Origin of the sequence: Synechococcus sp. W65.1, from assembly GCF_047461615.1 — a bacterium.
Classification (GTDB): Bacteria; Cyanobacteriota; Cyanobacteriia; order Thermostichales; family Thermostichaceae; genus Thermostichus.
In genome coordinates this window covers 58,745-84,593 of the sequence record NZ_JANSHI010000009.1, presented here as the reverse complement: position 1 = coordinate 84,593, position 25,849 = coordinate 58,745, and the positions used below count along the sequence as shown (strand labels likewise).

23 protein-coding genes and 2 tRNA genes are annotated in these 25,849 nt (G+C 60.5%); 11 read left to right on the top strand and 14 right to left on the bottom strand.

All coding sequences use genetic code 11. The annotated features are described in order from the left end of the window. Positions 1-14 precede the first annotated feature (14 nt). Together NW806_RS06795 and NW806_RS06790 are read left to right on the top strand one after the other, a co-directional pair. A complete protein-coding gene (locus NW806_RS06795; protein WP_414410501.1) occupies positions 15-1,208 on the top strand; it encodes a cysteine desulfurase family protein in 1,194 nt (397 codons plus the stop codon). Between the two features lie 33 nt (positions 1,209-1,241). Next, positions 1,242-1,826 carry a CPP1-like family protein gene (locus NW806_RS06790; RefSeq protein WP_414405324.1) on the top strand — a complete coding sequence of 195 codons (585 nt, stop codon included), beginning with the start codon at positions 1,242-1,244 and terminating at the stop codon, positions 1,824-1,826. Between the two features lie 53 nt (positions 1,827-1,879). Here NW806_RS06790 and NW806_RS06785 read toward each other — a convergent pair whose 3' ends face one another. The 3 genes from NW806_RS06785 to lysA all read right to left on the bottom strand — a co-directional run bounded on the left by NW806_RS06785 (position 1,880) and on the right by lysA (position 5,108). Next, a complete protein-coding gene (locus tag NW806_RS06785; protein ID WP_414410500.1) occupies positions 1,880-2,626 on the bottom strand; it encodes an isoprenyl transferase in 747 nt (248 codons plus the stop codon). Positions 2,627-2,631: 5 nt separating this feature from the next. Further along, positions 2,632-3,555 carry a diadenylate cyclase CdaA gene (gene cdaA, locus NW806_RS06780; protein ID WP_414393732.1) on the bottom strand — a complete coding sequence of 308 codons (924 nt, stop codon included), beginning with the start codon at positions 3,553-3,555 and terminating at the stop codon, positions 2,632-2,634. A 182-nt stretch (positions 3,556-3,737) separates the two neighbouring features. Next, positions 3,738-5,108: a diaminopimelate decarboxylase gene (gene lysA, locus NW806_RS06775; RefSeq protein ID WP_414393729.1), complete on the bottom strand. Its 1,371-nt coding sequence runs from the start codon at positions 5,106-5,108 to the stop codon at positions 3,738-3,740. 144 nt (positions 5,109-5,252) lie between these two features. Here lysA and NW806_RS06770 point away from each other — a divergent pair. Both NW806_RS06770 and NW806_RS06765 read left to right on the top strand, forming a co-directional pair. Then, positions 5,253-5,338, top strand: a tRNA-Tyr gene (locus tag NW806_RS06770). Positions 5,339-5,342: 4 nt separating this feature from the next. Continuing rightward, positions 5,343-5,414: transfer RNA gene (locus tag NW806_RS06765), tRNA-Thr, on the top strand. On the opposite strand, the gene miaB is transcribed toward NW806_RS06765, so the two are convergent. The 7 genes from miaB to rpmH form a co-directional block, all read right to left on the bottom strand. Further along, positions 5,414-6,775, bottom strand: a complete 1,362-nt coding sequence (gene miaB, locus NW806_RS06760; protein WP_414393726.1) for a tRNA (N6-isopentenyl adenosine(37)-C2)-methylthiotransferase MiaB — start codon at positions 6,773-6,775, stop codon at positions 5,414-5,416. The genes NW806_RS06765 and miaB overlap by 1 nt on opposite strands. Positions 6,776-6,937: 162 nt before the next feature. Next, positions 6,938-8,287, bottom strand: coding sequence for an adenylosuccinate synthase (locus tag NW806_RS06755; RefSeq protein WP_414393723.1), 1,350 nt, complete (start codon positions 8,285-8,287; stop codon positions 6,938-6,940). A 138-nt stretch (positions 8,288-8,425) separates the two neighbouring features. Then, entirely contained in the window at positions 8,426-9,943 is a 1,518-nt protein-coding gene (locus NW806_RS06750) for a S41 family peptidase (RefSeq protein ID WP_414410499.1), read from the bottom strand. A gap of 135 nt (positions 9,944-10,078) precedes the next feature. Then, positions 10,079-10,666, bottom strand: coding sequence for a Uma2 family endonuclease (locus NW806_RS06745; protein WP_414401362.1), 588 nt, complete (start codon positions 10,664-10,666; stop codon positions 10,079-10,081). Then, positions 10,584-12,101: an SH3 domain-containing protein gene (locus NW806_RS06740; protein WP_414410498.1), complete on the bottom strand. Its 1,518-nt coding sequence runs from the start codon at positions 12,099-12,101 to the stop codon at positions 10,584-10,586. The genes NW806_RS06745 and NW806_RS06740 overlap by 83 nt, the downstream gene beginning before the upstream one ends. A gap of 116 nt (positions 12,102-12,217) precedes the next feature. After that, a complete protein-coding gene (gene rnpA / locus NW806_RS06735; protein WP_414410497.1) occupies positions 12,218-12,589 on the bottom strand; it encodes a ribonuclease P protein component in 372 nt (123 codons plus the stop codon). A gap of 68 nt (positions 12,590-12,657) precedes the next feature. After that, positions 12,658-12,798 (bottom strand): 50S ribosomal protein L34, encoded by a 141-nt coding sequence (rpmH, locus tag NW806_RS06730; protein ID WP_414393711.1) that lies wholly within the window; start codon positions 12,796-12,798, stop codon positions 12,658-12,660. A 217-nt stretch (positions 12,799-13,015) separates the two neighbouring features. Between rpmH and dnaA the strand changes: the two genes are divergently transcribed. Then, on the top strand, positions 13,016-14,419 hold the full coding sequence (gene dnaA, locus NW806_RS06725) for a chromosomal replication initiator protein DnaA (protein ID WP_414410519.1): 1,404 nt from the start codon (positions 13,016-13,018) through the stop codon (positions 14,417-14,419). A gap of 83 nt (positions 14,420-14,502) precedes the next feature. Continuing rightward, entirely contained in the window at positions 14,503-15,132 is a 630-nt protein-coding gene (locus NW806_RS06720; protein WP_414410496.1) for a hypothetical protein, read from the top strand. Here NW806_RS06720 and NW806_RS06715 read toward each other — a convergent pair. The 3 genes from NW806_RS06715 to NW806_RS06705 form a co-directional block, all read right to left on the bottom strand. Further along, on the bottom strand, positions 15,129-15,950 hold the full coding sequence (locus NW806_RS06715) for a class I SAM-dependent methyltransferase (protein ID WP_414410495.1): 822 nt from the start codon (positions 15,948-15,950) through the stop codon (positions 15,129-15,131). The two genes, NW806_RS06720 and NW806_RS06715, sit on opposite strands and share 4 nt — an antisense overlap. Positions 15,951-16,040: 90 nt before the next feature. After that, on the bottom strand, positions 16,041-17,927 hold the full coding sequence (ftsH, locus tag NW806_RS06710; protein ID WP_414410494.1) for an ATP-dependent zinc metalloprotease FtsH: 1,887 nt from the start codon (positions 17,925-17,927) through the stop codon (positions 16,041-16,043). A gap of 80 nt (positions 17,928-18,007) precedes the next feature. Then, positions 18,008-18,913, bottom strand: coding sequence for an SDR family NAD(P)-dependent oxidoreductase (locus NW806_RS06705; RefSeq protein ID WP_414410493.1), 906 nt, complete (start codon positions 18,911-18,913; stop codon positions 18,008-18,010). 129 nt (positions 18,914-19,042) lie between these two features. Here NW806_RS06705 and NW806_RS06700 point away from each other — a divergent pair, with 129 nt between their 5' ends. Next, positions 19,043-20,041 (top strand): ribose-phosphate pyrophosphokinase, encoded by a 999-nt coding sequence (locus NW806_RS06700; protein ID WP_414393698.1) that lies wholly within the window; start codon positions 19,043-19,045, stop codon positions 20,039-20,041. Here NW806_RS06700 and NW806_RS06695 read toward each other — a convergent pair whose 3' ends face one another. Continuing rightward, positions 20,042-21,115, bottom strand: coding sequence for a septal ring lytic transglycosylase RlpA family protein (locus NW806_RS06695; protein ID WP_414410492.1), 1,074 nt, complete (start codon positions 21,113-21,115; stop codon positions 20,042-20,044). 146 nt (positions 21,116-21,261) lie between these two features. Between NW806_RS06695 and purM the strand changes: the two genes are divergently transcribed. From purM to NW806_RS06675, 4 genes are all read left to right on the top strand, one after another. Continuing rightward, positions 21,262-22,308: a phosphoribosylformylglycinamidine cyclo-ligase gene (gene purM / locus NW806_RS06690; RefSeq protein ID WP_414410491.1), complete on the top strand. Its 1,047-nt coding sequence runs from the start codon at positions 21,262-21,264 to the stop codon at positions 22,306-22,308. A 138-nt stretch (positions 22,309-22,446) separates the two neighbouring features. Continuing rightward, entirely contained in the window at positions 22,447-23,457 is a 1,011-nt protein-coding gene (locus NW806_RS06685; RefSeq protein ID WP_414410490.1) for an ABC transporter ATP-binding protein, read from the top strand. After that, a complete protein-coding gene (locus NW806_RS06680; RefSeq protein ID WP_414393689.1) occupies positions 23,454-24,239 on the top strand; it encodes an ABC transporter permease in 786 nt (261 codons plus the stop codon). The genes NW806_RS06685 and NW806_RS06680 overlap by 4 nt, the downstream gene beginning before the upstream one ends. Positions 24,240-24,263: 24 nt before the next feature. Next, on the top strand, positions 24,264-25,832 hold the full coding sequence (locus NW806_RS06675) for a GldG family protein (RefSeq protein ID WP_414410489.1): 1,569 nt from the start codon (positions 24,264-24,266) through the stop codon (positions 25,830-25,832). The last annotated feature ends 17 nt before the right edge of the window (positions 25,833-25,849 follow it).

The window sequence follows — 25,849 nt, the reverse complement described above, 5'->3', positions numbered from 1 at the left end:
AAGCTGAGCTGCCCATGCCCAATCTGGATCCCGCCCTGTACTTCGATCACAGCGCCACTACCCCGCCGCGTCCGGAGGTGATCGAGGCCATGCGGCTGGCGATGCAGGAAAGTTGGGGCAACCCCTCCAGCTTGCACGGGTGGGGAGAACGGGCTGCCATGGCCATGGAACGGGCGCGGCAGCAGGTGGCTGGGCTGCTCAACTGTGAGCCGGAGGCATTGGTGTTTACTTCCGGCGGGACGGAGTCTAACAACTTGGCCTTATTTGGGGTGGCGCAGCGCTACTCCCAGCCGCAGCACCTAATCATCTCCAGCGTTGAGCATGCCTCGGTGGAGAATGCCGCCCGCCGCTTGCAGGCCCAGGGCTGGCAGGTGACCCGCCTGCCGGTAAATGCTGCCGGCCAGGTGGATCCCCAAGCGTTGCTCCAGGCACTCCAGCCCAACACCGTTTTGGTCTCCGTTGTCCATGGTCAGAACGAGGTGGGATCCCTGCAGCCCATTGCCGAGCTGGGGCAGATCTGCCGCCAAGCGGGGGTCCTGTTCCACACCGACGCGGTGCAGACGGTGGGGCGGATCCCCTTGGATCTGGCGCAGCTGCCGGTGGATCTGCTCTCCCTTTCTGGGCACAAGCTCTACGGCCCTCAAGGGGTGGGAGCGCTCTATGTCCGGCCAGGGGTAGAGCTGCAGCCGCTGCTAGGGGGGGGCGGGCAAGAACGGCGGCTGCGGCCTGGCACCCAAGGGATCCCTGCCATTGTCGGTCTAGGGGTGGCGGCGGCCTTGGCAGCCCAAGAGCTGCAGCAGGAGACGGCCCGCCTGCGACAGCTGCAACGGCACTTAGCTCGGTTACTAGCTGCCGTGCCCAGTTTGCGGCTAACTGGCCCTGCGGAGCTGGAGCAACGACTGCCCCACCACCTCAGTTACTGCACTACCGCGATTTCGGGGAACGTGCTGGTGCGGGAGATGAGCCGCCAGGGGATCGCTATCAGTGCTGGCTCTGCCTGCAGCAGCGGCCAACAGATCCCTAGCCGCATTCTCCTAGCCATGGGCTATTCCGAAGCCGAGGCCCTAGGATCTATCCGCCTTAGCCTTGGCAGAGCCACCACTCAAGCAGCAGTTGAGCAAGTGGCCCAATCGCTGCGGGCGGTGCTCCTTTCTGTTTCCGAGCCAGCTCCCCAACCCCTTCCTGAATTGGCGGCTAGGTTAAGGTGATAGAGAGTTACAAGACTGGTCGCCATGGCTGAGATGAGTCCCTATCAAGTGCTGGGGGTCAGTGAAGAAGCCTCTTTTGAGGAGATCCAGTCGGCGCGGGCACGGCTTCTGGCCAGCTTGGCTGCCGATGAAGAGCAGCAAGAGCGGGTGGAACAAGCCTACGACGCCATTCTGATGCAGCGCCTGCGCCTGCGCAAAGAGGGCAAGATCCCTGTCCCGGATCGCATTCGCTACGCTGAACAGCGTCCTGCTCCTCCCGAGCCAGCGTTGAATTTACCCCGCCCCGTCCAGAAGAGTCGCTGGCTGGACACTCCTTCGGTAGCCGCTGTCCTTTGGCCGGCAGCGATTTTGGGAGGGTTGTTGGGTTGGGTTGTCCTCTCCCCTGAAGAGTATCCCTCCCTACAACTAGCGCTGGGGCTGATGACCTCTACCTATTTCCTGTACCGCAAGGAACGCCGCTTCCTTCGCTCTTTCCTCCTAGCGCTGGCAGCCTTGATCCTGGGGCTGGCGTTGGCCTATGCCCTTGCTTTGCCCCTTACTGGCGGCGATGCTCCTGGCATCCTGTTAGTGGGGATGACGTTTGGGTTGATGTGGCTGGTAACCAGCTTTTTGCGCTAGTGCCGCCTAAAGGAGCTCTCATCCCTCACCTTTTTCCAGAAGTGGGGGTTTTCTCATTTGCCAAATCGTCGCTGGCGCGACTGGTAGCTGAGCAGAGCCTGGTGAAAAGCAGCGCGGTCAAAATCTGGCCAAAGGATGGGGGTGAAGTACTGCTCAGTGTAGGCCATCTGCCAGAGCAAGAAGTTACTGAGGCGCATCTCGCCACTGGTGCGGATTAACAAGTCAGGATCCGAGAGGCCGTTGGTGTAGAGAAACTGGGAGAAAAGGGCCTCGTCGATCTGATCCGGCTGCAGCAGTCCCTGCTGAACCAGGGTGGCAATGGAGCGGCAAGCCTCCAGAATCTCTTGCCTTCCTCCGTAGTTGAGAGCCACCGTCAAGCAAAGGCTCTCGTTGTGCTGGGTACACTCCACTGCCTGCCCAATGGCCTCCTGCAAAGAGGGGGGCAGGGCTGATAGCTGGCCAGCAAACTGGATGCGCACCCCTTGCTCCATCATTTCCTCGAGCTCTTGCCACAGCACCTGCTCGAACAAGGTCATGAGAAAATCCACCTCTTCGCGGGCGCGGCCCCAGTTCTCGGTGGAGAAGGCGTAGACGGTCAGAAGGGGGATCCCCCAGTCGTGGCAGCAGCGAACCAGCTCCTTCAAGGCCGCTACCCCCCGCTGATGGCCGACGCTGCGAGGAAGCCCTCGCTTTTGCGCCCACCGCCCGTTGCCATCCATCACCACGGCCACGTGGCGGGGTAACAACTGCGGATCGAGATCGGCAGGCAACTGCAGAAGATGAGCAGGAGAAAGGGTCATGGAGGTTATCCTTTGGGAAGCGTTTTCTTAGGTTTGCGAAAGCGTTTTGCCAGTTCAATCAGGGATCTCCCCCAGCCCAACAGTCCGTTACAAACCCAAGGGTGGATTCCCAGTTTCCCCAGAGGAGCCTCTCGTTTTTTGGCTTGGCGGGAATGGCGCAGCCGCTCCAGCAGCAGCTCCTGTAACCTGGCACTGGTCAGGGGGCGCTCGATGCGTCCACCCTCTGCTAGAGAAATGGAGCCAGTTTCCTCTGAAACCACGATACACAAGCAATTGGCTTGCTCGGTAATCCCCATGGCGGCGCGGTGTCGTGTGCCCAGGTGCCTCCCAGCAGGCCGCTCTGAGACTGGCAGGATTACCCCTGCTGCCCGAATGCGATCCCGATGGATAAGAACTGCCCCGTCGTGGAGCAAGGTCGAGGTCTGAAAAATCGTCTGCAAGAGTTCCCGCGATACTCGTGCCTGAAGGGAGACCCCCTTGTCCGTAAACACCCGCGAGTCAATGGGCTGATCCGGCTCAATCACAATCAGAGCCCCCGTTCGACTTTGGGAGAGCTCCCGCACCGCTTGCACCACCTCCTCCACCAAGCCCTCCTCAGAATCTTCCTCCTCCTCGTCTGGCGAATCTGACCACTCCAGGGGAATGGTCTTTGCCAACTGCTCCAAGAGCTGCCGAAGCTCCGGCTGAAAGAGCACCCCCATGGCCACGGCTGCAGCCAGGAGCAGGCGATCCAAGATGAGGTGCACCAGCGGCAGCGAGGCTGAGGCCAGGTAAAGTACCAACAGTACCGTAAATCCCCGCAGTAGGACACCAGCCCGGCTCTTGCGGGTGGAATAGAGGGCCAAAGCCAAGAGCAGGACAGCCAGAGCCCCGTCCAAGAGGCTGAGAGGGTTAAATTGCTGTAGCCAAGCCCATAAGGCCGCCCGCATGCCGAAAAACCCCGTTCACGCTCCCCTCGTGCTCCAGACCTTCTGCCTGCGCTGTCCTGCAGTGAGAATCTTGCTGGACTTTGGTTCCCTGACCAGCCTACCATTGCTCTCCTCCCTGGCCTCCAGCTCTTCCCTGTTGAGACCAGCGGCCTAGATCCCCCTTGGCAGGTTGGGGCAGCCCCCTAGCGCCGTAACTGCTCTGGTAGGATATCCAGACGGATTAAATCGGCATAAGTTTCCCGCCGCAGGATTAACTGGGCCTTCCCTTGGTTAACCAGCACCGCTGCTGGCCGAGGAAAGCGGTTGTAGTTGGAGGCCATGCTGTAGTTGTAGGCCCCAGTGGCCAACACAACTAGGACTTCGCCGGGCGCTGGGTTGGGCAAAAGCACATCTTTCAAGAGCACATCTCCCGACTCGCAGTGTTTGCCGGCCACTGTCACCCGCTGGGTGGCCTCGGCCTCGGGGCGGTTGGCCAAGAGGGCGGTGTAGCGGGCCCCGTAGGTGATAGGCCGAGGGTTGTCGGACATGCCGCCGTCGATGGTGACGTAGAGGCGGCCTTCGGGAAGGTCGTCGCTGGGCGGGATCCACTTCTTGCCCCCCAAGGTATAGGCGGTTACCGCCGCTGGCCCAACCACAGAGCGCCCAGGCTCGCAGAGCACCTTGGGCAGTGGGATCCCGGCGGCGGTGAAACTCTGCTGCACTGCCGTGGCCACCGCTTCCACCCACTCGGAGATGGATGGGGGATCGTCGGACTCGACGTAGCGGATCCCCAGGCCGCCGCCCACATTGAGCTCCTGAAGGGGCAGACCTCTGTCTAGCCCTTGCTGCCAAATGCGGGCCAGCACGCCTGCCAGATCCCGGTGTCCTTGCAGGTCAAAAATCTGAGACCCAATGTGGGCGTGGAGCCCGACGCAGTGCAGTTGGGGATGGGCTGCCAGAAAATCAAACACCTCCGGCAGTTGCCATTGGCCAATGCCGAATTTGCTGTCGGTTTGGCCGGTGCGGATGTACTCGTGGGTGTGGACGTCAATACCAGGGTTAACCCGCACCAACAGACGGGCCGGCCGGTCAGGGGTGGCCAGAGCGGCCAGCTGCTGCAGCTCGTGGAGGCTATCTGCCACCAGAGTGCAGCCTACCTCAAGGGCCATGGCTAGCTCCTCTGCCGACTTGGCGTTGCCGTGCAGGTAGAGATCTTCCCCCTTGGCCCCTGCTTGCAGGGCGGTGTACAGCTCGCCGCCAGAGGCCACGTCCAGACCTAGCCCTTCTTGCAGCGCCAAGGCGCAGATGGCCAGGCAGCTCCAGGCTTTGGTGGCATACAACACCCGATAGCTGCCGGCGTAGCAGCGGGCCCAGCTGTCGCGATAGAGACGGCAGGCCTGCCGCAGGGTCCATTCGTCCAGGATGTAGAGGGGGGAGCCAAACTGGCGCACGAGCTCCACCACGTCACAGCCGCCAATTTCCAGGTGGCCCTGGCTGTTGACGCGGCTGGTTAACGGCTGCAGCGACTGGTTGGGAGAAACCACAGAAGGGGGCGTGCCGAGGGTTGAAACCATAGTTGCCAGCTAAAAGACTGTCTTCCACCCTACCAAGTTTTCTCTCCAGTTTGGCCTCGGGGAGATCCCCTCTACCCCCCTGGGCAGAGATTGCTCCTGGGCATTAGTCTCTTTTTTCTGCTACCATGGAGGACCAGCGTCTATGGGTCGATGCCCGAGTGGTTAAAGGGGGCGGACTGTAAATCCGCTGGCTTACGCCTACGTTGGTTCGAATCCAACTCGGCCCACCATGCCGCCCACGTAGCTCAGTGGCAGAGCACCCCCTTGGTAAGGGGGAGGTCACGAGTTCAATCCTCGTCGTGGGCTTAGGCGCAAGCCCCAAGTTCTGCGGCTTGGGGTTTCTCTTCCCCAGGCTTGGCAATCTCGCCGCTGAGGGAAAAGGCCCGCGTGGCGGTGATGCGCACTGGCACCAGGGATCCCAGCAGTTGTTCAGGATCGCCGTCGAAGAAAACGATGCGGTTGCCGCGGGTACGTCCCATAGCTTGGCGAGGATTTTTGGGGTTGGGGCCCTCCACCAGCACCTCCTGCACCTGGCCCAGCAGGCGAGCGCTGCGGGCGGCAGCCACCTCGGCTACCAGGCGGTTGAGTCGTTGCAGGCGATCGCTTTTTTCCTCTTCCGGCACTTGGTCGGGCCACTCGGCTGCTGGCGTGCCAGGGCGGGGGGAGTAGGCAGCGGTATTGAGGAAATCGAAGCCGATATCCTTCACCAGTTGCAGGGTTTCCTGGAACTGGGCCTCTGTTTCGCCGGGGAAGCCAACGATGGCATCGGCGCTAATGGTGGCTTCAGGTATGTACTGGCGGATGAGCTGGATGAGCTGGCGGTAGCGCTCCTGGGTATAGCCGCGCCGCATCCGCCTGAGGACTTCGTCGCTGCCGGCCTGGAAGGGAATGTGGAAGTGCTCGCACACCTTAGGCAGCTCGGCACAGGTGGCAATGAGCTCTTCCGTGAAGTAGCGCGGGTGGCTGGTGGCAAAGCGGATCCGCTCGATCCCTTCCACTGAGTGGACAAAGCGCAGCAAGCTGGCCAAGTTGGTCTTGGGATCCAGATCCCGCCCGTAGGCGTCGATGTTTTGCCCCAGTAGGGTTACCTCGCGGTAGCCAGCTCGGGCTACGTCCTCCATCTCGGCGCGGATGGCCTGGGGTTGGCGCGATTGCTCCCGTCCCCGCACCAGCGGCACAATGCAGTAGGTGCAGCGCTCGTTGCAGCCGTAGATAACGTTAATCCAGGCTGTTACCCGGCTGTCGCGGCGGGGTTTGGTGATGTCTTCTGGGATCTCGACGGGCTCAGTGGCCACCACTTGGTTGCCGGCCTCCACCTGGGCCAGCAGATCCCCAAGGCGGTTGACGTACTGAGGGCCCATGACTAGATCGAGCTCGGGGACGCGGCGCAGCAGCCGCTCTCCCTCCTGCTGGGCCACGCAGCCGGCCACGATGAGCTTGATAGCGGGGTTTTTCCGCTTGCGCTGCGCCTGGATGCCTAGGTAGGAATACACCTTTTGCTCAGCGTTGTCGCGGATGGTGCAAGTATTAAAGAGAACCAAGTCCGCCTGCAGCGCGTCTTCGGCGCGCACATACCCCAGCGACTCCAGGATCCCGGCCATGCGCTCGCTGTCAGCCCGGTTCATTTGACAGCCAAAGGTGATGATGGAGTAGGTGGGAGCAGCCATGGGAAGACCGGAAGACAGGGCAAGCAATCTCTACCTTTGAGCTTAGCGGATCCTGGTGGGGCAGTAGCGGCAACTCCAAGGGTTCCCTCGACCCCTCGGGGCGGCCCAAGCTGGGGCTGGCTTTGCCAAAGCAGTGCTCCCCAGGGGACTAGCCGCCGAGCCTCAGTCCGGCATGAGGGCGTGAACCTGCTTGCTGCCGTTGGGGTAGAGCAGGGCGCGCTTAGGGCCGTGGATGGGATCCTCGACAATGATGGTCTCGTCGCGGCTGGCCCCCAGCGAGACAATGGCAATCGGCACCTGCATCAACTGGGCCAAAAACTTCAGGTAGTCGTAGGCTTCGGGGGGCAAGTCCTCAACGGAGCGGCAGCCTTTGGTGGAGCACCTCCAGCCGGGCAGGGTTTTGTAGATGGGTTTGCACTGGGCAAAGACCCGAGCGTCACTGGGAAAGTGGTGGATCTCACGGCCCTGGTACTCGTAGGCCACACACACCTTGATTTCGTCCAGAGCATCCAGGACATCCAGCTTGGTGATGGCCAGGCAGTCGAGGCCGTTGATGCGCACAGCGTAGCGCCCGATGACGCCATCAAACCACCCACAGCGCCGCTGCCGCCCGGTAGTGGTGCCGACTTCGCCGCCGGCAGATTGCAAATAGGCGCCAATCTCGTCTTTCAGTTCGGTGGGGAAGGGGCCTTCGCCGACGCGGGTGGTGTAAGCCTTGGCTACCCCGATCACCCGGTCGATGCTGGTGGGGCCAACTCCAGCCCCCACGCAGGCGCCGCCGGCAATGGGATGGGAGGAGGTGACGTAGGGGTAGGTGCCATAGTCAATGTCCAGCAGCGTACCCTGCGCCCCTTCAAAGAGGATGTTCTGCCGCTCCTCGATGGCTTGGGTGAGAAGCAGGGCGGCGTCGGTAACATAGGGGCGCAGCCGCTCGGCATAGGCCAGGTATTGCTCGATAATCGGCTCGGGATCTAAGGGGGGCAGGTTGTAGATCTTCTCCAGCAAAACATTCTTGTAGGGAATGGCCCAACTGAGGCGCTCCCGCAGTTGGTCGGGGTACATCAAGTCCACGACGCGGATGCCCATGCGCTCGGCCTTGTCGGCATAGGTGGGGCCAATGCCTCGCCCGGTGGTGCCCAGCTTGTAGATGCCGCGCCGCTCTTCTTCGGCCACGTCGATGAGGCGGTGGTAGGGCAAGGTTACGTGGGCCGTTTCGGCAATGTAGAGGTTGTGGGTGGAGATCCCCAATTGGTGCAGCTGGTCGATCTCGGCCAGCAAGACTTCGGGATCGATCACTGTGCCGCTGGCGATGACACAGCGCTTATCGGGATAGAGAATGCCAGAGGGAATGAGGTGCAACTTAAAGGTCTGGCCCCCCACCACCACGGTGTGACCGGCGTTGACGCCGCCTTGGTAGCGGACGACTACATGAGCTTTTTCACTGAGGAGGTCGGTAATTTTCCCTTTTCCCTCGTCGCCCCACTGGGCACCAACAACTACAACGTTTGCCAAAGGCTTCTCCCCCAGTCGGTAATGTAAACAGCACAAAAACCCCTCTTCCGGGGCCGCTGCACTAATTTACCCCATTGCTCCGGCTGGTGTTGAGGGCCTTTGACAAAAAGGTTAACAATCGATTAACTTTTTGCTCTCTCAACTCCCCGGCTTGAACAGGCCAATGGCGGTAACCCGGTTAGAGCCCACCGCAAAGGCAAAAGACAGGCCGAGGGCGTCGTAGTTGACATAGTAGCGGTCGTCGCGCAGGTATTCCCGGCTCCCTTTGGGATAGGGCACGACCTCGTTGTAGCCATTTTCCCCGGGGCCGCCGTAGGTGGCAATGACTTCCGAGTAGGTGGAGCCGATGCGGATCCCTTCGCCAGTCATGGCTTCGGGGTGGGTGGTGTAGATGCGGTCGGCAAAAAAGCTATTGAGGACGCCCGGACGGCGGTAGGCAAAGAGGATGTAGTCCTGCAAGTAGAAGATCTTCAGGTCGCTGTTGGGCTGAAAGACGTTGGCCCGTGACTCGGCGGGGATGAGATCCACGTTGCCCAAAAGGTGGGTGTCGACGTTGCGGGTATCCATGCCCAGGACAAAGCGACCGACGCGGCCCTCTTGAACCAGGACGGTGGGGCGGGGCGGGGGGCTGGGCTGGCGGGGGGGTAGGGCCAGGGCCTCTAGAGCGGCCTTTAGCCAAGCGTCCTCATCTCCCTCTACCTTTTGCAGGGGCACCAAGCCCTGGGCTAAGGAGCGTCCATCGCCGGTCTTCCAGGTGGCCACGGCCAGCTCCACCGCTGCGCCGGAAGGAAGGGCAAAGAAGCGGGTCTGGCGCTCGCTGCCTTGGGCGGTCTGTCCCACAATAACGGTGTTGCCGCTAGCTCCCAACTGAGCTGCCAGGAGGGTGGCCCCCTGGCGGGTGTTGCCGTCGACAAGAACGACCAAGGGGATCCCGGCAGCTAGCGGCAGGTTTTCGCTGTTCCAGCGGGTGGACTGACCAAAGCGGTCTTCAGTAACCAGCAGCGGTTGCACGGAGCGAGGCAAAAATAGGCGCGCCACATCCGCTATCACTTGCGGGTCATAGCCCACCGACCCGCGCAGGTCGAGGACAATGCCCTGGCTGTAATCCTGAGTGTAGAGGGCTTGGCGGATCTGCTGGGCAGTGGCAGGGGTGAGCTCCGGCACCGCTAAGTAAACCTGGCGCGGGCCAATCTGACGTGCCTGGAGAGGTGGGCGAGGACGGCTGAGCAGGTCCCTAAAGCTTTGCGGATCCCAGAAGCGATCGGCGGGATCCCCGTATTCGCGCAGGATCTCTCGAATCAGCTCGTACTCGACTTCGATAGGCGGGCGGGGATCCCTGTAGGTGCGGGTCAACAGGCGGCTGTAGAGGTCGTTGTAGTTGACCGCAGCAGCTTGCTTGCCCGCTTGCCAAGACTCGTTGATGAACAACTTCACCAGGTAGCGCAGATCCTGGCCCATTGGCGGGGAAGCGGCCGGGATCCTGGAAGCAGGGGACACCTCTGGGGACGGAGGAACTGGATCGACTCTCGGCTCCTCAACAGAGGGGACGACCGGCACCGGCGGCAAGCCTGGCTGTCCCATCACTTTGCCAGGAAGGGCTCCGCTGAGCGCCACGACCGTGCCCCACACCCGAATTGCCCGCGTAAACCCCTTCATGGTGGCCTGCCCTTGTTTGCAGATGCTGTGAATAGGATAAACCCTGGGCAATCTGCTCCACCCTGTCGGCAGGGCCAAATGCTTGTTTTTTAAGCCATTAAGACACTACCAGTTGTTTCCCCTTTTGCGGATCCCTTAGCTCTCGGCAGACCAAATTTTGCGGATGGGCAGGGTGAAGCCGGGGAGCACGTCTTCTCCCGACAAGGTTTCTGGGTCTTCCACTAGCTCCGGCGCCTGTCCTGCCCGGTAGATCATCACCCGCTTGGCCTTGGGATCCAAAAGCCACCCCAAGCGACAGCCGTTGTCCAAGTACTCCTGCATCTTGGCCTGGGCTTGAACCCAAGAATCGGTGGGCGAGAGGATCTCCACCACAAAGTCAGGACACAGGGGCAAGAATCCCCGGCGGGTCTGGGGATCCAGAGCCTCCCACTTTTCCAGCGGGATCCAGGCCAGGTCAGGAGAGCGGTCGCTGCCTGAAGGCAGAGAAAACCCCGTGGAAGAATCAAAGGTTTTGCCTCGGCCTGATTGGCGATTCCAGAGGGTTAGCTCTGTGGTGATCTCTGCATTCCAGTGGCCAACTTCACCGCCAGTGGGGGACATGATCACCAGCTCTCCTCGGGCAGTGCGCTCTAGCTTTAGCTCAGGATTGGCCGCACATAGCCGGATGAAATCCTCTCGCGTCAGAGTCATCAAGGGGCTGAGATTGAGCGTCAAGGCCGTCATGGCATGAACTGGACATTCCCATGCAAAACTGGATTCCAGAATAACCCCCTGCTGAAGGGCAATAGGAAGCAATTGGGAGCCCTGGCTCTAGTTTATAAAGTCTCAGTCTGGTTTGGCTCTGATTCAACGTTTTCCAGGTCTTGAGAGTAGGGGAGAGAGTCTTGCTCTGGGCAATTTCCTGCTCGAAGTGTGTCCGGGCTTGAGGATGGATCCCTGCTGCGATGGCTTGCTGCAATACCTGACGACGCACCTCTTCAGTGTGCCTGTCAAGCACCATTTTCAGAGCATAAAACCGGTTGATGGCAAGCTTGTTGAAGTGGGCCAGCGCTGCTTCGGCAAGGGATCCCTCTGCACCCCGATAGAGGTATCGCACCAGGGTATCGGCGGCCTCTCTGGCCAATTCCCCCTCCAGAGAATGCAGAGCTTCTAGATTCTTTTCCACTTCTGCCAGGGAGTTGCCACAGGATACCCGTGTCAGACCCATCGATACCCAGACCACCAATGGCTGCCGAATCTTGAGCCAGCCGTTGAGTACTTCCATGACCCGCACTTCGGTTCCATTGGGCAGTTGACCGATAACATTGCCTGCGGCTACAGCGGGTGTCGATCGTACATTAGTCGGCGGATTGGGATCCTCTATCTGAGTAATGCAGGGCAGGGGGACATCTGTGTACAAGGTGTCGTCGATCTCAACCTCCTTGCCGGCACTGCGAAGTGTATCAATTAGCCGACTGACAACATCTTTGGGCACATCTAGCACTGTCGAGAGCCAACTTTGATTAATGCTTAGCCCTGGCTCCCAGCCCGCCTGAGCCACCACTACCCACTGACCACTGTGTTTTTTAAGCAAATAGCAGCCATCAATTACCGGAAGGTCGCCAACTCCGGCAGAGACTTCAACCAGAGCATAGTTTTCGGCAATGGCGATTGCTCCGGTTTCCAGAGGATGAACCGGCACACCGGGAGATCGAGCTGCTGCTTGTCGGAGATACTCGTTGATCAATGGGTCGGTGAGCACAGCTTGCCTTATGGCAGTGCGATCACCAGAGCTGCCGGGGTTTGGCAAGGTTTGCGCGACCCAAGTTCTCGCTGTGGCAGCTGGCAAAGCCGACAAAACTTGAAGGGAAGCTGTAGGAGCTTCTGCCTTGGATCCACCCTTGTCCAGGAATTGCGCTGTTGGAGAAAAGACATTGCCGCCCAAAAGTAGTAGCGTTGGTGCTATCGACAATGCTGATGAGACTTTCCTCAGGCCCGGTCGGCAACTTTGCAATAGAAGAGCTTGCATTTTCCCCAAAGTCTCCTGGAAATGGTTTGCCCTGCCAAGTTTCTGGAATCTACACTTGAAGCGAAGTTTTTTGCAGAAGTGCCCAAACGAGTAGAACTGTACGGCGATAACCAGGGCCTGTTTCTGCCCATTGCCCACCGCTTTTGGCAACCCTCAGAGTGTAGCATCGAGCCGGGAATTAGCGCTGGTGTGGCCCGACTTCCTCGATAGCAAGCAAAGGATGACCTCAGGCTAGCATGGGTAGCCCAGCCTGCCCACCCAAGCCCCTAGGAATTCGCCTCTGGGCTAGCGAGTAAATCGGCCTTCAGGAGAAGGTAGCGCACCTCTGCTTGCAGCTCCGGCCACTTGTAGGTAAGCAAATTGGGCTTGGGGATAAACAGCAGCTGATAGCCGGGCTTTAGCTGGGGACAGAGAAGCCGTATGGCCTCCCGTAAGCGACGTCGCAGCCGATTTCGCCGTACCGCCGACTTGTCTACCTTTTTGCTAACCGCCAGCCCCACCTGGCTAGGGATCCCTTCACCTCCTGCCGGCATTGGCTGAAACAGCAGGGTCAAGCCCGCCGTGGAACGCCGCTGACCTGCCTGGTAAAGTGCCTGAAATGCCCGCCGATCCCGCAAGCGATAAGGAGCAGGTAGCATAGTGGCGGCTCCCAGATCCCACCCCAAGTTAACACTTGCTTGTGCCTCTAGCAGGGGAGTTGGGTGCCTCAGCAAGCAGCCAGGCGATAACGCCCCTTGGCCCGCCGCCGCTTCAAGACTCGCCGCCCACCTGGGGTGCGCATTCTGGCTCGAAACCCAGAAACACGAATGCGTCTGCGATTGGTGCCACGAAGGGTACGCTGAGGCATGGTGAGAAACTAACTCCCAACTTCAACACAGCCCACCGCGGCTGGCGAGGGGGCAATCCAGTTCACCTAAAGACAGTCACTGAGAAGCCATGCTAGCAAACCTATCGGAAAATGGGTAGATTGGAGGCCCCACGCCAAGCAGTTAAATTGGGAATCCCGAGAGTGGAGGCACTGCTTAGCTCTCGGGGTTTGTGGTGTGTCGCTCTGGGTGTGTGGCGTGGATATCTCCCTAGATCAGCTCTGGGATCAGGCTCTGGGCCATCTACAAGTGCAGCTCAGCCGGCCAACCTTTGAGGCTTGGATCAAAACAGCACGGCCTGAGTCGTTAGTGGGCAACCGCCTCACCATCTCCACTCCCAGCGAATGGGCACGAGGCTGGCTGCAGAAGCACTATGCCTCTACCATCACCGAGGTGGTGCAGCGGGTAGCAGGGATCCCTTTGCAGGTAGAGTTTTCCGTTGCTCCCCAAGCCTTGGCTGCGGAAGAGCCTCCTTCGACAGTTGAGAGGCCAAGCTCCTACTGCGCTGGCAGTTTCCCGGATTCTGTTCCTCGGGGGCTGGAGGGGGGCAGCAGCTTACCTATGCGGGCACCAGAGCTCAACCCCAAGTATTCCTTCTCGCAGTTTGTGGTCGGCCCCAACAACCGCATGGCCCATGCTGCAGCCCTGGCCGTGGCTGACAAGCCGGGGCGGGCCTACAACCCTCTGTTTCTCTGCGGTGGCGTAGGGCTAGGCAAAACTCACCTGATGCAGGCAATCGGCCACTACCAGCTAGAGGCCAATCCCCGGGCTAAGGTCTTCTACGTGTCCACCGAGCGCTTTACCAACGATCTCATCGACGCCATCCGGCGAGACAGTATGCAGTCTTTTCGGGAGCAGTACCGAGATGTGGATATTTTGTTGGTGGACGACATCCAATTTATTGAGGGCAAAGAGTACACCCAGGAGGAGTTTTTTCACACCTTTAATACCCTCCATGAATCGGGCAAGCAGATTGTGCTGGCCGCCGACCGCTCCCCTCATCTAATCCCGCGGCTGCAGGAGCGGCTCTGTTCTCGGTTTTCAATGGGCTTGATTGCAGAAATTCAGCCGCCCGACATCGAGACCCGTATGGCCATCCTCAAGAAAAAAGCTGAGTATGAGGGGATGAGCTTGCCGCTGGAGGTCATCGAATATATTGCCACCACCTACACCAGCAACATCCGCGAGCTGGAGGGTGCCCTCATCCGGGCCGTTGCCTACGTCTCCATTTCTGGCTTGCCGATGAGTGTAGAGACGATTCGGCCCATCCTCAACCCTCCCAGCGAACCCAAGGAAATTACTCCCGATATGATTGTTGATGTAGTCTGTGAGGAATTTGGCATCGACCGAGAGAGCTTATTGGGATCTTCCCGCAGGCGGGACGTCAGTCATGCACGTCAAATCGCCATGTTTTTGATGCGCCAACATACCCGTCTCAGCTTGCCCAAAATTGGCGACTACTTTGGTGGAAAAGATCACACCACCGTTCTCTATAGCTGTGAAAAAATTAGTCAGTTGCAGCGGGAAGATTTGCAACTTGAGCGGCAACTGCAAAACCTGTCGCAGCGGCTGCGGATCATGGCCAACAGCCGAAACAAATAGTTTTCGGCCAGGTGGGGCTGGCAGGGAGGGGGGAAGTGGGCAGAGGGCTTTGCTTGGGTGTGTTGCTCCTTGGAGCTGGACTGATGCCCCGGTGGCCAGCCTGGGCCAATTTGACCTCAACCGCCCAGGGAGATACTTTGGGGCTGGAGGGCCAAATCGATAGCCCCGTGTTGCGCCGCTGGCTGCAAGGCCCGCCCAATCTCCTGGAAGAAATCCGCAATACTCCCGCTTTGCCCACCCGTTTGCAGGCGGGTTTTGAGTCGGCTTCTGCGTGGCGAATTGCCTTGCAGGACTTGCGCTTGGGGGATCGCCTCACCCTCAGCGGCGACTATCGCCAATCTTCTGAGAACCCAGTAGTCCGCCAGTACGGCTTAGAGGTGCGCTACTTTCTTGCCCCTATGGGATCCCGCTTCAATCTAGCCCCCCAACTGGGCTACCGCGCCTTGGAATTGGAACAAGAGAACCGCCGCCTCAGGGGTGTGAGCTATGGGGCCTTTGTTGTCTTGTCCCTAGCTCTCCAAGCTGCCGACTTAACCGCCAGCTACACCTGGCTGACCCCTCAGGACCCAGGAGAAGTCCAGGTCACCCTGGCGGAGCTTACAGCTGCCTACGCTATCAGCCCTTCCTTTCGTCTTGCTGCCCGCTACAGCCTGCGCCACTCCACCCTAGCGCGGGAATCCAGCTTTGGAGTTGGCCTGGAGTGGATCCCTTAGCGGCGCACCGCCTGCACAAAAGCCACCCAGCCAAAACTGAGATAGCGCTCCAGCTGCAGCCCTGCTGCTTCCAGGTGCTGGCGCAGCTCATCGGCAGAGAAAAAGCGGAGTCCTGTCGTCTCCAGCCAGCGCTGCACCACCTGCCCCCACCCCTGAACCTGCTGACTGTGCATGGACACCAGGACGCCTCCGGGACGCAAGATGCGAGCCACTTCCTCCAGACAGGGATCCAACGGCACCTCGTTTAAGGTGGCGCCGCTAATTACTGCCCCAAAGGCTCCAGAGGCCAGGGGAAGCTGCTCCGCCCGCGCCCGCACCAGGCTGTAGTGCTGCCATTGGGGCTGGGCTTGTTGGGCTGCCTCTGCCAGCACCCCCGCCGCATTGTCCAGACCAATCACCGTCCGCTGCGGATCCCTGGCTAGGAGGAGGCGGCTCCAGTACCCTCCTGCCGTGCCTAGGTCCAAGACCGGATCTGCCTCTCCCACCAGCTCGGCCAGCAATTGGCCTTCTCGCTCGCTGCCAAAGCTTTCCCCCGACAACAGCGACAGGGCCCAGGGCCGCCAGAGGCGGTCGTAGCCCCAGGCAAAGCCGGGCAGATGGGCAATGGCTTGGGCTGGAGTGAGGGACAGCGCTGGCGAGGTGGCTAGAAAATCCACTGCCCCGGAAGGGAGGATGGGGTAAACCTGGCCACAGCGAGGACAGTAAACCCGATCCACAGCAAATCCTGGCTCCCGCGCTGGCGGTAGGCTCAGCCCTTCCTGACCACAGCTGAGGCAGCGGTAAAGATGAGCTGGCAGAGCAGACGGAAAAGAGCGCATGAGAGAACCCGACTCAAAAGGGCAGTTGCCAGGCCACGACCCCGACAACTACCCCCTTAAGCTAGTCCATTCGGCAGTCAGAGGGGATCCCTAGGCTGTCTTTGGGCTGGGCAAGCCAATCTTCTCGGGAATGGGAACGTACTCTGCCACAATGGCCCGAAACTCGTCTCCATCCAGGGTTTCCCGCTCCACCAAGGTGTCGGCCAGACGATCCAGCAGGGCGCGGTGCTCGAGCAGGATCTGCTTGGCTTTCTGGTAGCAGCTTTCCAGGATTTGCCGCACCTGCCGATCGATCTTAGCCGCCACATCTTCGGAGTACTCGACGCGGTTCATCCAGCCGCCGCCCAAAAAGACTTCGTTGTTGGGTGGATCCCACATCAGCGGCCCCAACTCGGACATCCCAAAGCGGGTCACCATTTGCCGCACCAGGTTGGTGTTTTGCTGCAGGTCGTTGCTGGCCCCCGTCGTCACTTCCGAGTAGCCAAAGACAATCTCCTCCGCTGCCCGACCGCCAAAACCGACCACCACCCGATCCAACAGCCAGGCGCGGCTGTACATGCCGGAGTCAATCTGCTCCTCGTTGGGCAGTTGCTGGGCAAAACCGCCGGCACCCCCAGAACGAGGGATGATGGTCACCTTGTTCAACGGATCCGCATGGGGCAAGAGGGTCATCAACAGGGCGTGGCCGCACTCGTGGTAAGCAATCAGGCGCTTGCTCTTCCCGTCCAACAGCGGCGGCTTGGTCAGGCCGATGGTGATGCGGTCGAAGGCGTCGTCGATGTCCTGGTTGGTGATGGCCTTATGCTGGCGACGGGCCGCCAGGATGGCCGCCTCGTTGAGCAGGTTGGCCAGATCAGCGCCGGCAAAACCAGGGGTACGGCGGGCAATAGCTTCGAGGCTGACCTCTTCCGCCAGCTTCTTGTTGCGGGCATGCACGCGCAAGATCTCGTAGCGGCCCTTAAAGCTGGGTCGATCCACGGTGATCTGGCGGTCGAAGCGTCCAGGCCGCAGGAGAGCCGCATCCAGCACATCCGGACGGTTGGTTGCGGCAATAACGATGACACCCGAGTTGCCCTCAAACCCATCCATTTCCGTCAGCAACTGGTTAAGGGTTTGCTCGCGCTCGTCGTTGCCGCCACCAATGCCAGCTCCCCGCTGCCGACCCACGGCGTCGATCTCGTCAATGAAAACGATGCAGGGGGCGTTTTCCTTGGCTTTCCTGAAGAGATCTCGCACCCGCGAGGCCCCCACGCCGACGAACATCTCCACAAACTCGGAGCCGGAAAGGCTGAAAAAGGGCACTCCTGCCTCGCCGGCAATCGCCTTGGCCAAGAGGGTCTTCCCCGTCCCCGGGGGCCCCACCAACAACACGCCTTTGGGGATCTTTGCCCCCACGGCCGTGAAGCGCTCCGGCTTCTTCAGGAAGGTGACCACCTCCTGCAGCTCCTCTTTGGCCTCATCGATCCCGGCTACGTCGTCGAACGTAACGCCAGTTTTGGCTTCCATTTGGAAGCGTGCCCGCGACTTGCCAAAGTTGATGGCCTGCCCAGGGCCACCCACTCCCCCACCTGCCCGGCGCAGGAGTAAGAACAGGCCCCCTAGAAGCATCAGGGGAATCACCAGGTTGCCTAGAATGGCCCAGAAGGCGCTGCCATCGCGGCTAGGCACCACCGTCACCTCGATCCCCTTCTCAGTAAGGCGGTCTACCAGTTGCGGCACAGTAGTAGGCAGTAGGTTGACCCGATAGCGGGTGGAGTGCTGCGTCTGGGGATCAATAGCCGTAACTTCTGCCACCAGGTTGTTGTCTAGAAGGCGCACATCGGTAACGCGCCCCTCCTCGACATAGCGCAAGAAGCGGTCGTAGGTAAGGGCAGAGGCCAAGGCGGCGTGAGCAGGATCTAGGCTAAAGCCCTGCCAGAGACAAAAGCCCAGCACAAGAGCCATCAACCAGCGCTGGGGGGAAAGCAGCTTGTTCATAAGGAAGAAGGACACCCCATCATTAAAAGTCCTTTAACAAACTTAACCTCTTGCTCCTACCAGGCACAACCCCACAGAGGCTAGGGGATCCCGGCGGCAGTAGGTTCCTTTGCCCTAGCGGGCACCGGGGCCGAGATAGGGAGGCCATAGACGCGCCGCCACATAGCGTCAGCCAGAGCGGCCGGCATTAGCCGCATCAGCCCCAGAGCCAACTTGCCGCCTGTAAAAGCAGTGTAGCGGTCGGAAGGATGAGGGTCGGTCATGGCCCGTAGGATCGGCTCTACCACCTTTTCCACTGGCCAGGCCATTCTGTTAAAAGAGCGGGCCAGCTCGGCAGCTTTGCCCAAGATGGTCTTGTAGGGGCCGTTGGGATTGACAACGGCAGCAAAGGTCTCTTCGGCCACGCGGCTAAACTCGGTGGCCACCGGCCCCGGCTCGATCACGATAACCTTGATGCCGAAGGGAGCTACTTCCACCCGCAAGGCATCGCTGAGGGCCTCCACGGCAAACTTGGTGGCGTTGTAGACGCCGCTGAAGGGCATTGAGATCCGGCCAGCCACGGAGCTGAGGTTAAGGATGCGGCCGCTGCCCCGTTCCCGCATTTGGGGCAAGAGGGCGCGGGTAAGGGCGTGCAGGCCAAACACATTGACCTCAAACTGGCGCCGCATCGCCGCCACATCCACCTCTTCCACGGGCCCCATTTGGCCGTAGCCGGCGTTGTTGATCAAGATGTCCACTCGGCCAAAGTGCTCTAGGGCCTTTTGGGCCAGCGCCTCCACCTGGGCGGTATCGGCCATGTCGGTGGGCACTGCCAGCGCCTCTACTCCGTACTTCTCCACCAAGGTTTTGACCTCTTGCAGCAGCTTCGCGCGGCGGGCCGCTAGCACCAGGCAAGCTCCGCGTTTGGCTGCTTCCAGGGCGACGGCCTTCCCAATGCCGGCAGAGGCCCCCGTAATCAGCACCACCTGATTGGCAAGTGAAGGCATGGCTTTCCTCCCTGCAAACTTTCTCCATCCTAGAGGGACTTCAACCTAGTTGCTGAGGGGGGAAAAGCTGATGCTACGATAGCGAAGCATGCCTTCGGGCGCTACTACGGACGAGTTCAACACCGATCTGTGGTTCGCTCTGCCCCCTTTCTTCGTCCCTCCCCGCTGCCGCCTGTTTCTGAGAGCAACCGACTGAAGATATTTTCCGGCAGTGCCAATCCAGCCCTGGCCCAGGAGGTAGCTCGATATTTGGGCTTGGATCTGGGGCCAATCCTGCGCAAGCGCTTTGCCGATGGCGAGCTGTACATTCAAATCCAGGAGTCAATTCGCGGCGCTGATGTTTACTTAATCCAACCCACCTGCCGCCCAGTCAACGATCACCTCATGGAGCTGTTGGTGATCATTGACGCCTGCCGCCGCGCCTCTGCCCGCCAGATCACTGCCGTTTTGCCCTACTACGGCTACGCCCGCGCCGACCGCAAGACTGCAGGGCGGGAAGCCATCACCGCCAAGCTGGTGGCCAACATGATTACTCAGGCGGGAGCCCACCGGGTGCTGGCCATGGATCTGCACTCGGCCCAGATCCAGGGCTACTTCGACATCCCCCTTGACCACGTCTATGCCCAGCCGGTTCTTCAGGCCTACCTCAAGGAAAAGGGCCTGCTGGAGGAAGACATTGTGGTTGTGTCTCCTGACGTGGGCGGCGTAGCCCGGGCTCGGGCTTTTGCCAAAAAACTCAAGGAAGCTCCGCTAGCCATCATTGACAAGCGCCGCCAGGCCCACAACGATGTGGAGGTCATGAACCTCATCGGCGACGTGCGGGGCAAGATTGCCATCCTTGTGGATGACATGATCGACACGGCGGGCACTATCTCTGAAGGGGCAAAGTTGCTGCGCAAGGCAGGAGCCAAGGCAGTTTACGCCTGTGCCATCCATCCCGTCTTTTCCGATCCCGCTATTGAACGCCTGCGGGGTGGCCTCTTTGAAGAGGTGATTGTCACCAACACCATTCCTGTTCCTCCAGAGAAGCAGTTTCCCGGCCTCACCATCCTTTCGGTGGCCAGTGTCCTAGGGGAAGCCATCTGGCGTATCCACGAAGATAGCTCCGTCAGCAGCATGTTCCACTAACTAGCGGCGCCGTAGCACTTCCAGGCGCACTGGGGCAAGTCCTGCGCGGACCATGCCTAGGGCTTCTGCCGCCCGCAAGGAGAGGTCGATGATCCGACCTGGGATAAAGGGGCCGCGATCGTTGATGCGCACCACTGCCTGGCGGCCATTTTTCAGGTTGGTTACCCGCACCTCGGTCCCGAAGGGCAGAGTAGGGTGGGCTGCCGTCATCTCCTGCCGAGTGGGGTGCAGGTCGTACCAGGAGGCGATCCCTTCCTGCACTCGCTCGACCGTGAAAAGGGGACCCTGCTGAGCTGTCCTTTGCGGCGGCTGAGCAGCGGCCTTGGCAGGTAGAGTGGCAAGCTGCGGCAAGGCGGGAGCGGGGAGAGGAGGGGCATCCAGCAACAGCCGGCGCAGCCTATTGGCGGCCAAAAGGGCGGTATCCACTGGGCGTTGGCTATCCACCAGCAGCACGCCCTCGTCAATGCGCAACAGTTCCTGGTCGTTGACCTGAACGGCATAGAGGGGATCCCCGCCTTGGAACTCCGTCCAAGCTAGGGTGATGGTGGTGTCTTTCAAGGATCCCTGCGCCATTTGGTTGAGCTGGGCCACAAGAGAACTGGCCCGGAGCAGCGGCGGCTCCAAGCGAGGGTGCTCGATAAAGGTGACGATGGGCAAGTCCCGCACATAGACGGTTACTGCCTGCCGCCCGTCCATTGCGTAGGAGTAGAGGGTGGCAATGGGTTGAAGAGCAGACTGCCGCTGTTCGCCAATCTTGAGGATAGGCTCTGCAGGTAGCGGGGAGAAACTTGCCTGAGGGGAAAAGTCCTGCACGTTCAAGGTGCCAAGTTTTGCGGGAAGGGAAGACTTGGACTGGGGAGCAAAGACCAGATCGGCGGCAGGAGAGAGCGAAGGATTTTCCAGCGGTAACTCTGTTGCGTGGGTGGGGGCGGATCCCCTGCGGGCTGCCGCTTGGGCCCTTGCCTCACTCAGCAGGCCCACGGGCCAGCTCAAGGCTGTGACACAGAGACAGCTAACCAAGCCCAGCTTGGGGGCAGGAGCCAGTCCCTGTCCGAGCCATTTTTGAGTTCGCATGAGGCCGCGCTCCTCTTCAACTCGTCCAACTTCCAACGCGAGGGTTAAAACAACGGAAGTTAATGTACCATGGATTTTTGAGGTGACGGGTTTGCCCGCCCAGGCGCAAAAGCCCAAGCCCAGTTATCACAAGGCCTTTCGGCATCTTGGACTACCGCTCAGCAGGGGTTGACATCGCTCGCGGACGCGCTTTTGTCCAAGGGATTCGGGAGCGCGTTGAGCGGTTTGGTGCAGGTTCCCCAGGACTTTTGGGGGGCATTGGCGGCTTTGCCGGCTTGTTTGAGTTGCCAAAGAGCTACCTTGCTCCGGTGCTGGTTGCCGCTGCCGATGGAGTGGGGACCAAGCTGGAGATTGCCCAGCAGTGGGGGCAGCACCGCGGCGTCGGCATCGACCTGGTGGCCATGTGTGTCAACGATGTGCTGACGGTGGGAGCCAGGCCGCTGTTTTTCCTGGACTACATTGCCACTGGCAAGCTGGAGCTGGAAGCCCTTTGGCAAGTCATCGATGGCATCTTAGCGGGCTGCCAGGAAGCCGGATGCCAACTGCTGGGAGGGGAGACGGCGGAGATGCCGGGATTTTACCTGCCTGGAAAGTACGACCTGGCAGGATTTTGTGTCGGGATCGTGGACAAGGCAGATATCCTAGACACGGCGCGGGTGCAGTTGGGGGATCGGCTGTGGGCCTTGCCCAGCAGCGGCCTCCACAGCAACGGCTTTAGCCTGGTGCGGCACATTGTGGCCGAGCGGCGCTGGCCTTGGGATTACCAACCCCCTGGCTGGGATCGACCGTTGGCAGAGGTGTTTCTCACCCCCACCCGCATCTATGTCCAGGCAGTGCAGAAACTCCAGGCAGCAGGGGTCAAGCTCCACGGCATGGCCCACATCACCGGCGGCGGCATCCCGGAAAACCTGCCCCGTTGTTTGGCTCCTGACCAGGCGGCGCGGATAGAGCCCCACAGTTGGCAAGTTCCGCCGGAGTTTCTCTGGCTGCAGGAACAGGGCCAGGTGGAAACCTTGGAGATGTTCAACACCTTCAACTTGGGGGTGGGCTACGTGCTGGTGATCCCTCCTGAGGAGGAGAATCGGGTGAGATCCTTGCTCCCCGAAGCCTTCCCCATTGGGGAGGTGGTAGCGGCCCGCCCTGGGGAGAGCCGGGTCTTGGGGCTGGAGGAGTGGGGATCCCTAGCGCCTTGAGTCCCCACCAAAAGGGGGATGGGGATCCCCTGTGCTCCTGCTGAGCGTCGCTATGCTAAGTTTGCAGATGGCCTCGGCGTCTGCCTTAGGCCTTCTAGGCCAGCAACTGCCGCTAACTCTCTAGGCGAGGAAGCGCCAATGACCAGTTTACCCACGGCTCCAGTAGCCAGAGCTGCCATTGAAGTGGAGCACCTCAGCAAAACCTACGGCCGCTTTACCGCCATCCGCGATATTTCTTTCCAGGTCAATGCCGGCGAGATCATGGGGTTTTTGGGGCCCAACGGCGCCGGCAAGACCACCTCGATGCGCATTTTGGCAGGGTATCTACCTGCTACGGAAGGAACGGCGCGGGTGGCTGGGTTTGATGTGCACGAAAACCCGATGGCGGTGCGGCAGCGCATTGGATATTTGCCGGAAAACCCGCCCCTCTACCCCGATATGACGGTGGAGGCCTATCTGCACTTTGTGGCCCAGATCAAGCGGGTCAGTGCCGGTGACCGACCTAGGCGAGTAGACGAGGTCATCCGCCGCTGCAGTCTGGAAGACAGGCGCCACACCCTTATCCGCAAGCTCTCCAAGGGGTACAAGCAGCGGGTGGGCCTGGCCCAAGCTCTGGTGCACGACCCGCCGGTGATCATCCTCGACGAGCCCACCATTGGGCTGGATCCCAAGCAGATTATCGAAGTGCGCAACCTAATCAAAAGCCTGGCAGGAGAGCACACCATTATCCTCTCCACCCACATCCTGCCGGAGGTAAGCATGACCTGCGACCGGGTGGTGATTATCAACCGCGGCCAGGTGGCAGCTGTCGGCACGCCCGCTGAGCTGACGGCTCAGCTGCAGGATCGGCAGCAGGCAAAGCTGGTGGTGGGGGCAGCCGAGGAAGCGGCCATTCGAGCAGCTCTGCAGAACCTGCTGCACGTGGAGGTGGTAAGTGTACAGCCCTTGGCCGCGGATCCCCCTCGCTGGCAGCTGCAGCTCAAGAGCAATGCTTCCGCAGAGGGCTGGATCCCAGAGGTGGCCAGGGCTCTGGTGCAGGCAGGGATCGACCTCTACGAGATTGGCCGTCCTCAGGCTTCTCTGGAAGAAATTTTCCTGCAGCTCACCACCCAAGAGGAAGCAGCAGGCGCGTTGGAGGAAGCGGCATGAACGGCGTGGTTGCCATTTTCCGCAAAGAGCTGCGCGGCTACTTCACCTCCCCCATTGCCTATGTGGTGGCGGCAGTGTTTTGGGGGCTGGCGGGGTTTTTCTTTGTCAACATCTTGGTGCGGGTCATCAATTTTTCCCAGCAGGTGGATCTGTTTGCCCAGTTTGGCCAGGAGAACCCTTTTGATGCTGCCACCATCCTGTCGCAGCAGTTTCTCAATCTGCTGGGCACCCTTTCCTTATTTCTATTGCCCATCTTCACCATGAGCTCCTATGCCGAAGAGCGGCGGCGGGGCACCATGGAGCTGCTGGCCACTTCCCCCATTACCAACCTGGAGGTGGCCCTGGGCAAGTGGCTGGCGGTGTGGGTGTTCTTCATTACCTTGCTGCTGCCGCCGCTGGTTTACCACGTGCTGGTGCTGAGCAGTTCTAACCCAGCAGTGGACTACCGCCTAACCCTGATGGGCTATGTGGGGCTTGCTTTGCTGGCCGGCAGCGTCATGGCTTTGGGGTTGTTCATCTCTTCCCTAACCGACAGCACCCTCATTGCTGCAGTGGCCACCTTTGGGCTCATCCTGCTGCTCTGGGTCATCGACGCTGCAGCGGGCCAGGAAAACACGTGGATTGCCGCTACCCTGCGGCATGTCTCGCTGCTGCAGCAGTACAGCAACTGGGTGCAAGGGATCCTCAGCAGCAGTAGCATCGTCCTTTTCCTCAGCATCATCCTGCTGGGGTTGTTTGCCACGGTGCAAGCGGTGGAAAGCCTGCGCTGGCAGCAAGGCTAGGGTTGTCGTGGGAGACGTGTGCTGATGAAGGATTGGCGGGTACTTGCAGATTGGACGGGGATCCTTGGGCTGGGCGTCATCGCCATTGGGCTAGTGGTGGGGGCTATCCTCACGGGCTGGACGGCTGTGCCGCTGAGCCTGCTGGTAGCAGGCCTGGCCCTAGTGGTGGTGTGGGGCCTCACCCACCAACGGGAAGTCGGCGTCTTCCTGGGCCTGCGCTCTACTCAAACCAACGCCAACATCCTGGTGGCGGTGACGGCTATGGCCGTCATTCTGGTGCTGGTGAATGTGGTGGCGGTGCGCTACGACCTGCGCCTGGATCTCACCGAGGAAGGCCTGTTTACCCTGTCGCCTCAGACCCGACAGCTGGTGCAGGGACTGGCGCAACCTGTTAAAGTCTGGGCGGTAACCACCGCTCCCGATCCCAACCTGCGGGAACAGCTGGAGCGCTACCGCCGCCTCAACCCCGACCGCTTCCAGTTTGAGTTTGTCGATCCCAACCGCGATCCTCTCACCGTCCAGCGGCTGCAGGTAACCCAAAACAACACGCTGGTGGTGGAAGCTGGAAACAGCCGCCAGCAACTGCCCCAGCCACCCGCCCCTGAGTTGGAGAGTAAGCTCACCCCGGTGCTGGCCAAGGTGGTCAACCGCGGCGAGGTGGTGGCCTATTTTGTCCAGGGACATGGGGAAGTAAGCCTGGAAGCTCGAGAGGGCACCCCAACCCTGGCCCAGGCGGTGGCAGCTCTCAAGCAGGAGGGCTATCGAGTAGAGACCTTGAACCTTGTCCAGGCCGAGATCCCCGAGGAGGCAGATGTACTGGTGTTGGCGGGGCCGCAGCGGGCTCTGTTTCCTGGCGAGGTGGAGAAGCTGCAAAACTACCTGGCCAAGGGAGGGCGGCTGCTGGTCTTGATTGGGCCGCGGGTGGATGCCGGCCTGGATCCCTTGCTGCAAGAGTGGGGCGTGGTTCTAAAGGATGACCTCATCCTGGAGGTCAGCAGCATCAGCCAGCTTCTGGGGACAGGGCCAGCTGTAGCCTTGGTTACGGACTACGGGGATCACCCCATCACTGCCCCGCTAGCTGCCCAGCGGCTGATGACCCTTTTCCCTCTAGCTCGCTCGGTGGAAACCCAGGAGCGGCAAGGGATCCAAGCCACCCCTCTGCTGCGCAGCAGCCCCCAGAGTTGGGGGGAAACCAGCCCCAATCTGGAAGGCGGCCCGCTGCAGTTTGAGCCAGATCAAGACAAGCCCGGCCCCCTTACCTTGGGCGTAGCCTTGACCCGCCGCCTAGATAGCGAGAAGAAGGAGTCAGAATCCCAGGGGGCGCCGCCAGAGGCCCGCTTGGTGGTGGTTGGCAATGTCAACTTTGCCCTCAACGGCAACTTGCGGCAGCAGGGCAACCGCGATCTTTTCCTCAACACCCTCAACTGGCTTGCTGAGCGAACGGAACAAATCTCCATCCGCCCCAAGTCCATTACCGACCGCCGTCTCACGTTGACGGAACAAAACTTCCGCTGGCTGATCCTGGGATCAACAGTGCTGCTGCCGCTGGTGGCGTTGGGATCGGGAGCTGTGCTCTGGTGGCAAAGGCGGTAGAGCGGGAGGAGGACAAG

Excerpts from the sequence above, each read along its gene's own strand:
- NW806_RS06795 (WP_414410501.1), top strand. The coding sequence starts at position 15 with ATGCCCAATCTGGATCCCGCCCTGTACTTCGATCACAGCGCCACTACC.
- NW806_RS06790 (WP_414405324.1), top strand. The coding sequence starts at position 1,242 with ATGAGTCCCTATCAAGTGCTGGGGGTCAGTGAAGAAGCCTCTTTTGAG.
- NW806_RS06785 (WP_414410500.1), bottom strand. The coding sequence starts at position 2,626 with ATGACCCTTTCTCCTGCTCATCTTCTGCAGTTGCCTGCCGATCTCGAT.
- cdaA (WP_414393732.1), bottom strand. The coding sequence starts at position 3,555 with ATGCGGGCGGCCTTATGGGCTTGGCTACAGCAATTTAACCCTCTCAGC.
- lysA (WP_414393729.1), bottom strand. The coding sequence starts at position 5,108 with ATGGTTTCAACCCTCGGCACGCCCCCTTCTGTGGTTTCTCCCAACCAG.
- miaB (WP_414393726.1), bottom strand. The coding sequence starts at position 6,775 with ATGGCTGCTCCCACCTACTCCATCATCACCTTTGGCTGTCAAATGAAC.
- NW806_RS06750 (WP_414410499.1), bottom strand. The coding sequence starts at position 9,943 with ATGAAGGGGTTTACGCGGGCAATTCGGGTGTGGGGCACGGTCGTGGCG.
- NW806_RS06745 (WP_414401362.1), bottom strand. The coding sequence starts at position 10,666 with ATGACGGCCTTGACGCTCAATCTCAGCCCCTTGATGACTCTGACGCGA.
- rnpA (WP_414410497.1), bottom strand. The coding sequence starts at position 12,589 with ATGCTACCTGCTCCTTATCGCTTGCGGGATCGGCGGGCATTTCAGGCA.
- rpmH (WP_414393711.1), bottom strand. The coding sequence starts at position 12,798 with ATGCCTCAGCGTACCCTTCGTGGCACCAATCGCAGACGCATTCGTGTT.
- NW806_RS06720 (WP_414410496.1), top strand. The coding sequence starts at position 14,503 with ATGCCCCGGTGGCCAGCCTGGGCCAATTTGACCTCAACCGCCCAGGGA.
- NW806_RS06715 (WP_414410495.1), bottom strand. The coding sequence starts at position 15,950 with ATGCGCTCTTTTCCGTCTGCTCTGCCAGCTCATCTTTACCGCTGCCTC.
- ftsH (WP_414410494.1), bottom strand. The coding sequence starts at position 17,927 with ATGAACAAGCTGCTTTCCCCCCAGCGCTGGTTGATGGCTCTTGTGCTG.
- NW806_RS06705 (WP_414410493.1), bottom strand. The coding sequence starts at position 18,913 with ATGCCTTCACTTGCCAATCAGGTGGTGCTGATTACGGGGGCCTCTGCC.
- NW806_RS06695 (WP_414410492.1), bottom strand. The coding sequence starts at position 21,115 with ATGCGAACTCAAAAATGGCTCGGACAGGGACTGGCTCCTGCCCCCAAG.
- NW806_RS06685 (WP_414410490.1), top strand. The coding sequence starts at position 22,447 with ATGACCAGTTTACCCACGGCTCCAGTAGCCAGAGCTGCCATTGAAGTG.
- NW806_RS06680 (WP_414393689.1), top strand. The coding sequence starts at position 23,454 with ATGAACGGCGTGGTTGCCATTTTCCGCAAAGAGCTGCGCGGCTACTTC.
- NW806_RS06675 (WP_414410489.1), top strand. The coding sequence starts at position 24,264 with ATGAAGGATTGGCGGGTACTTGCAGATTGGACGGGGATCCTTGGGCTG.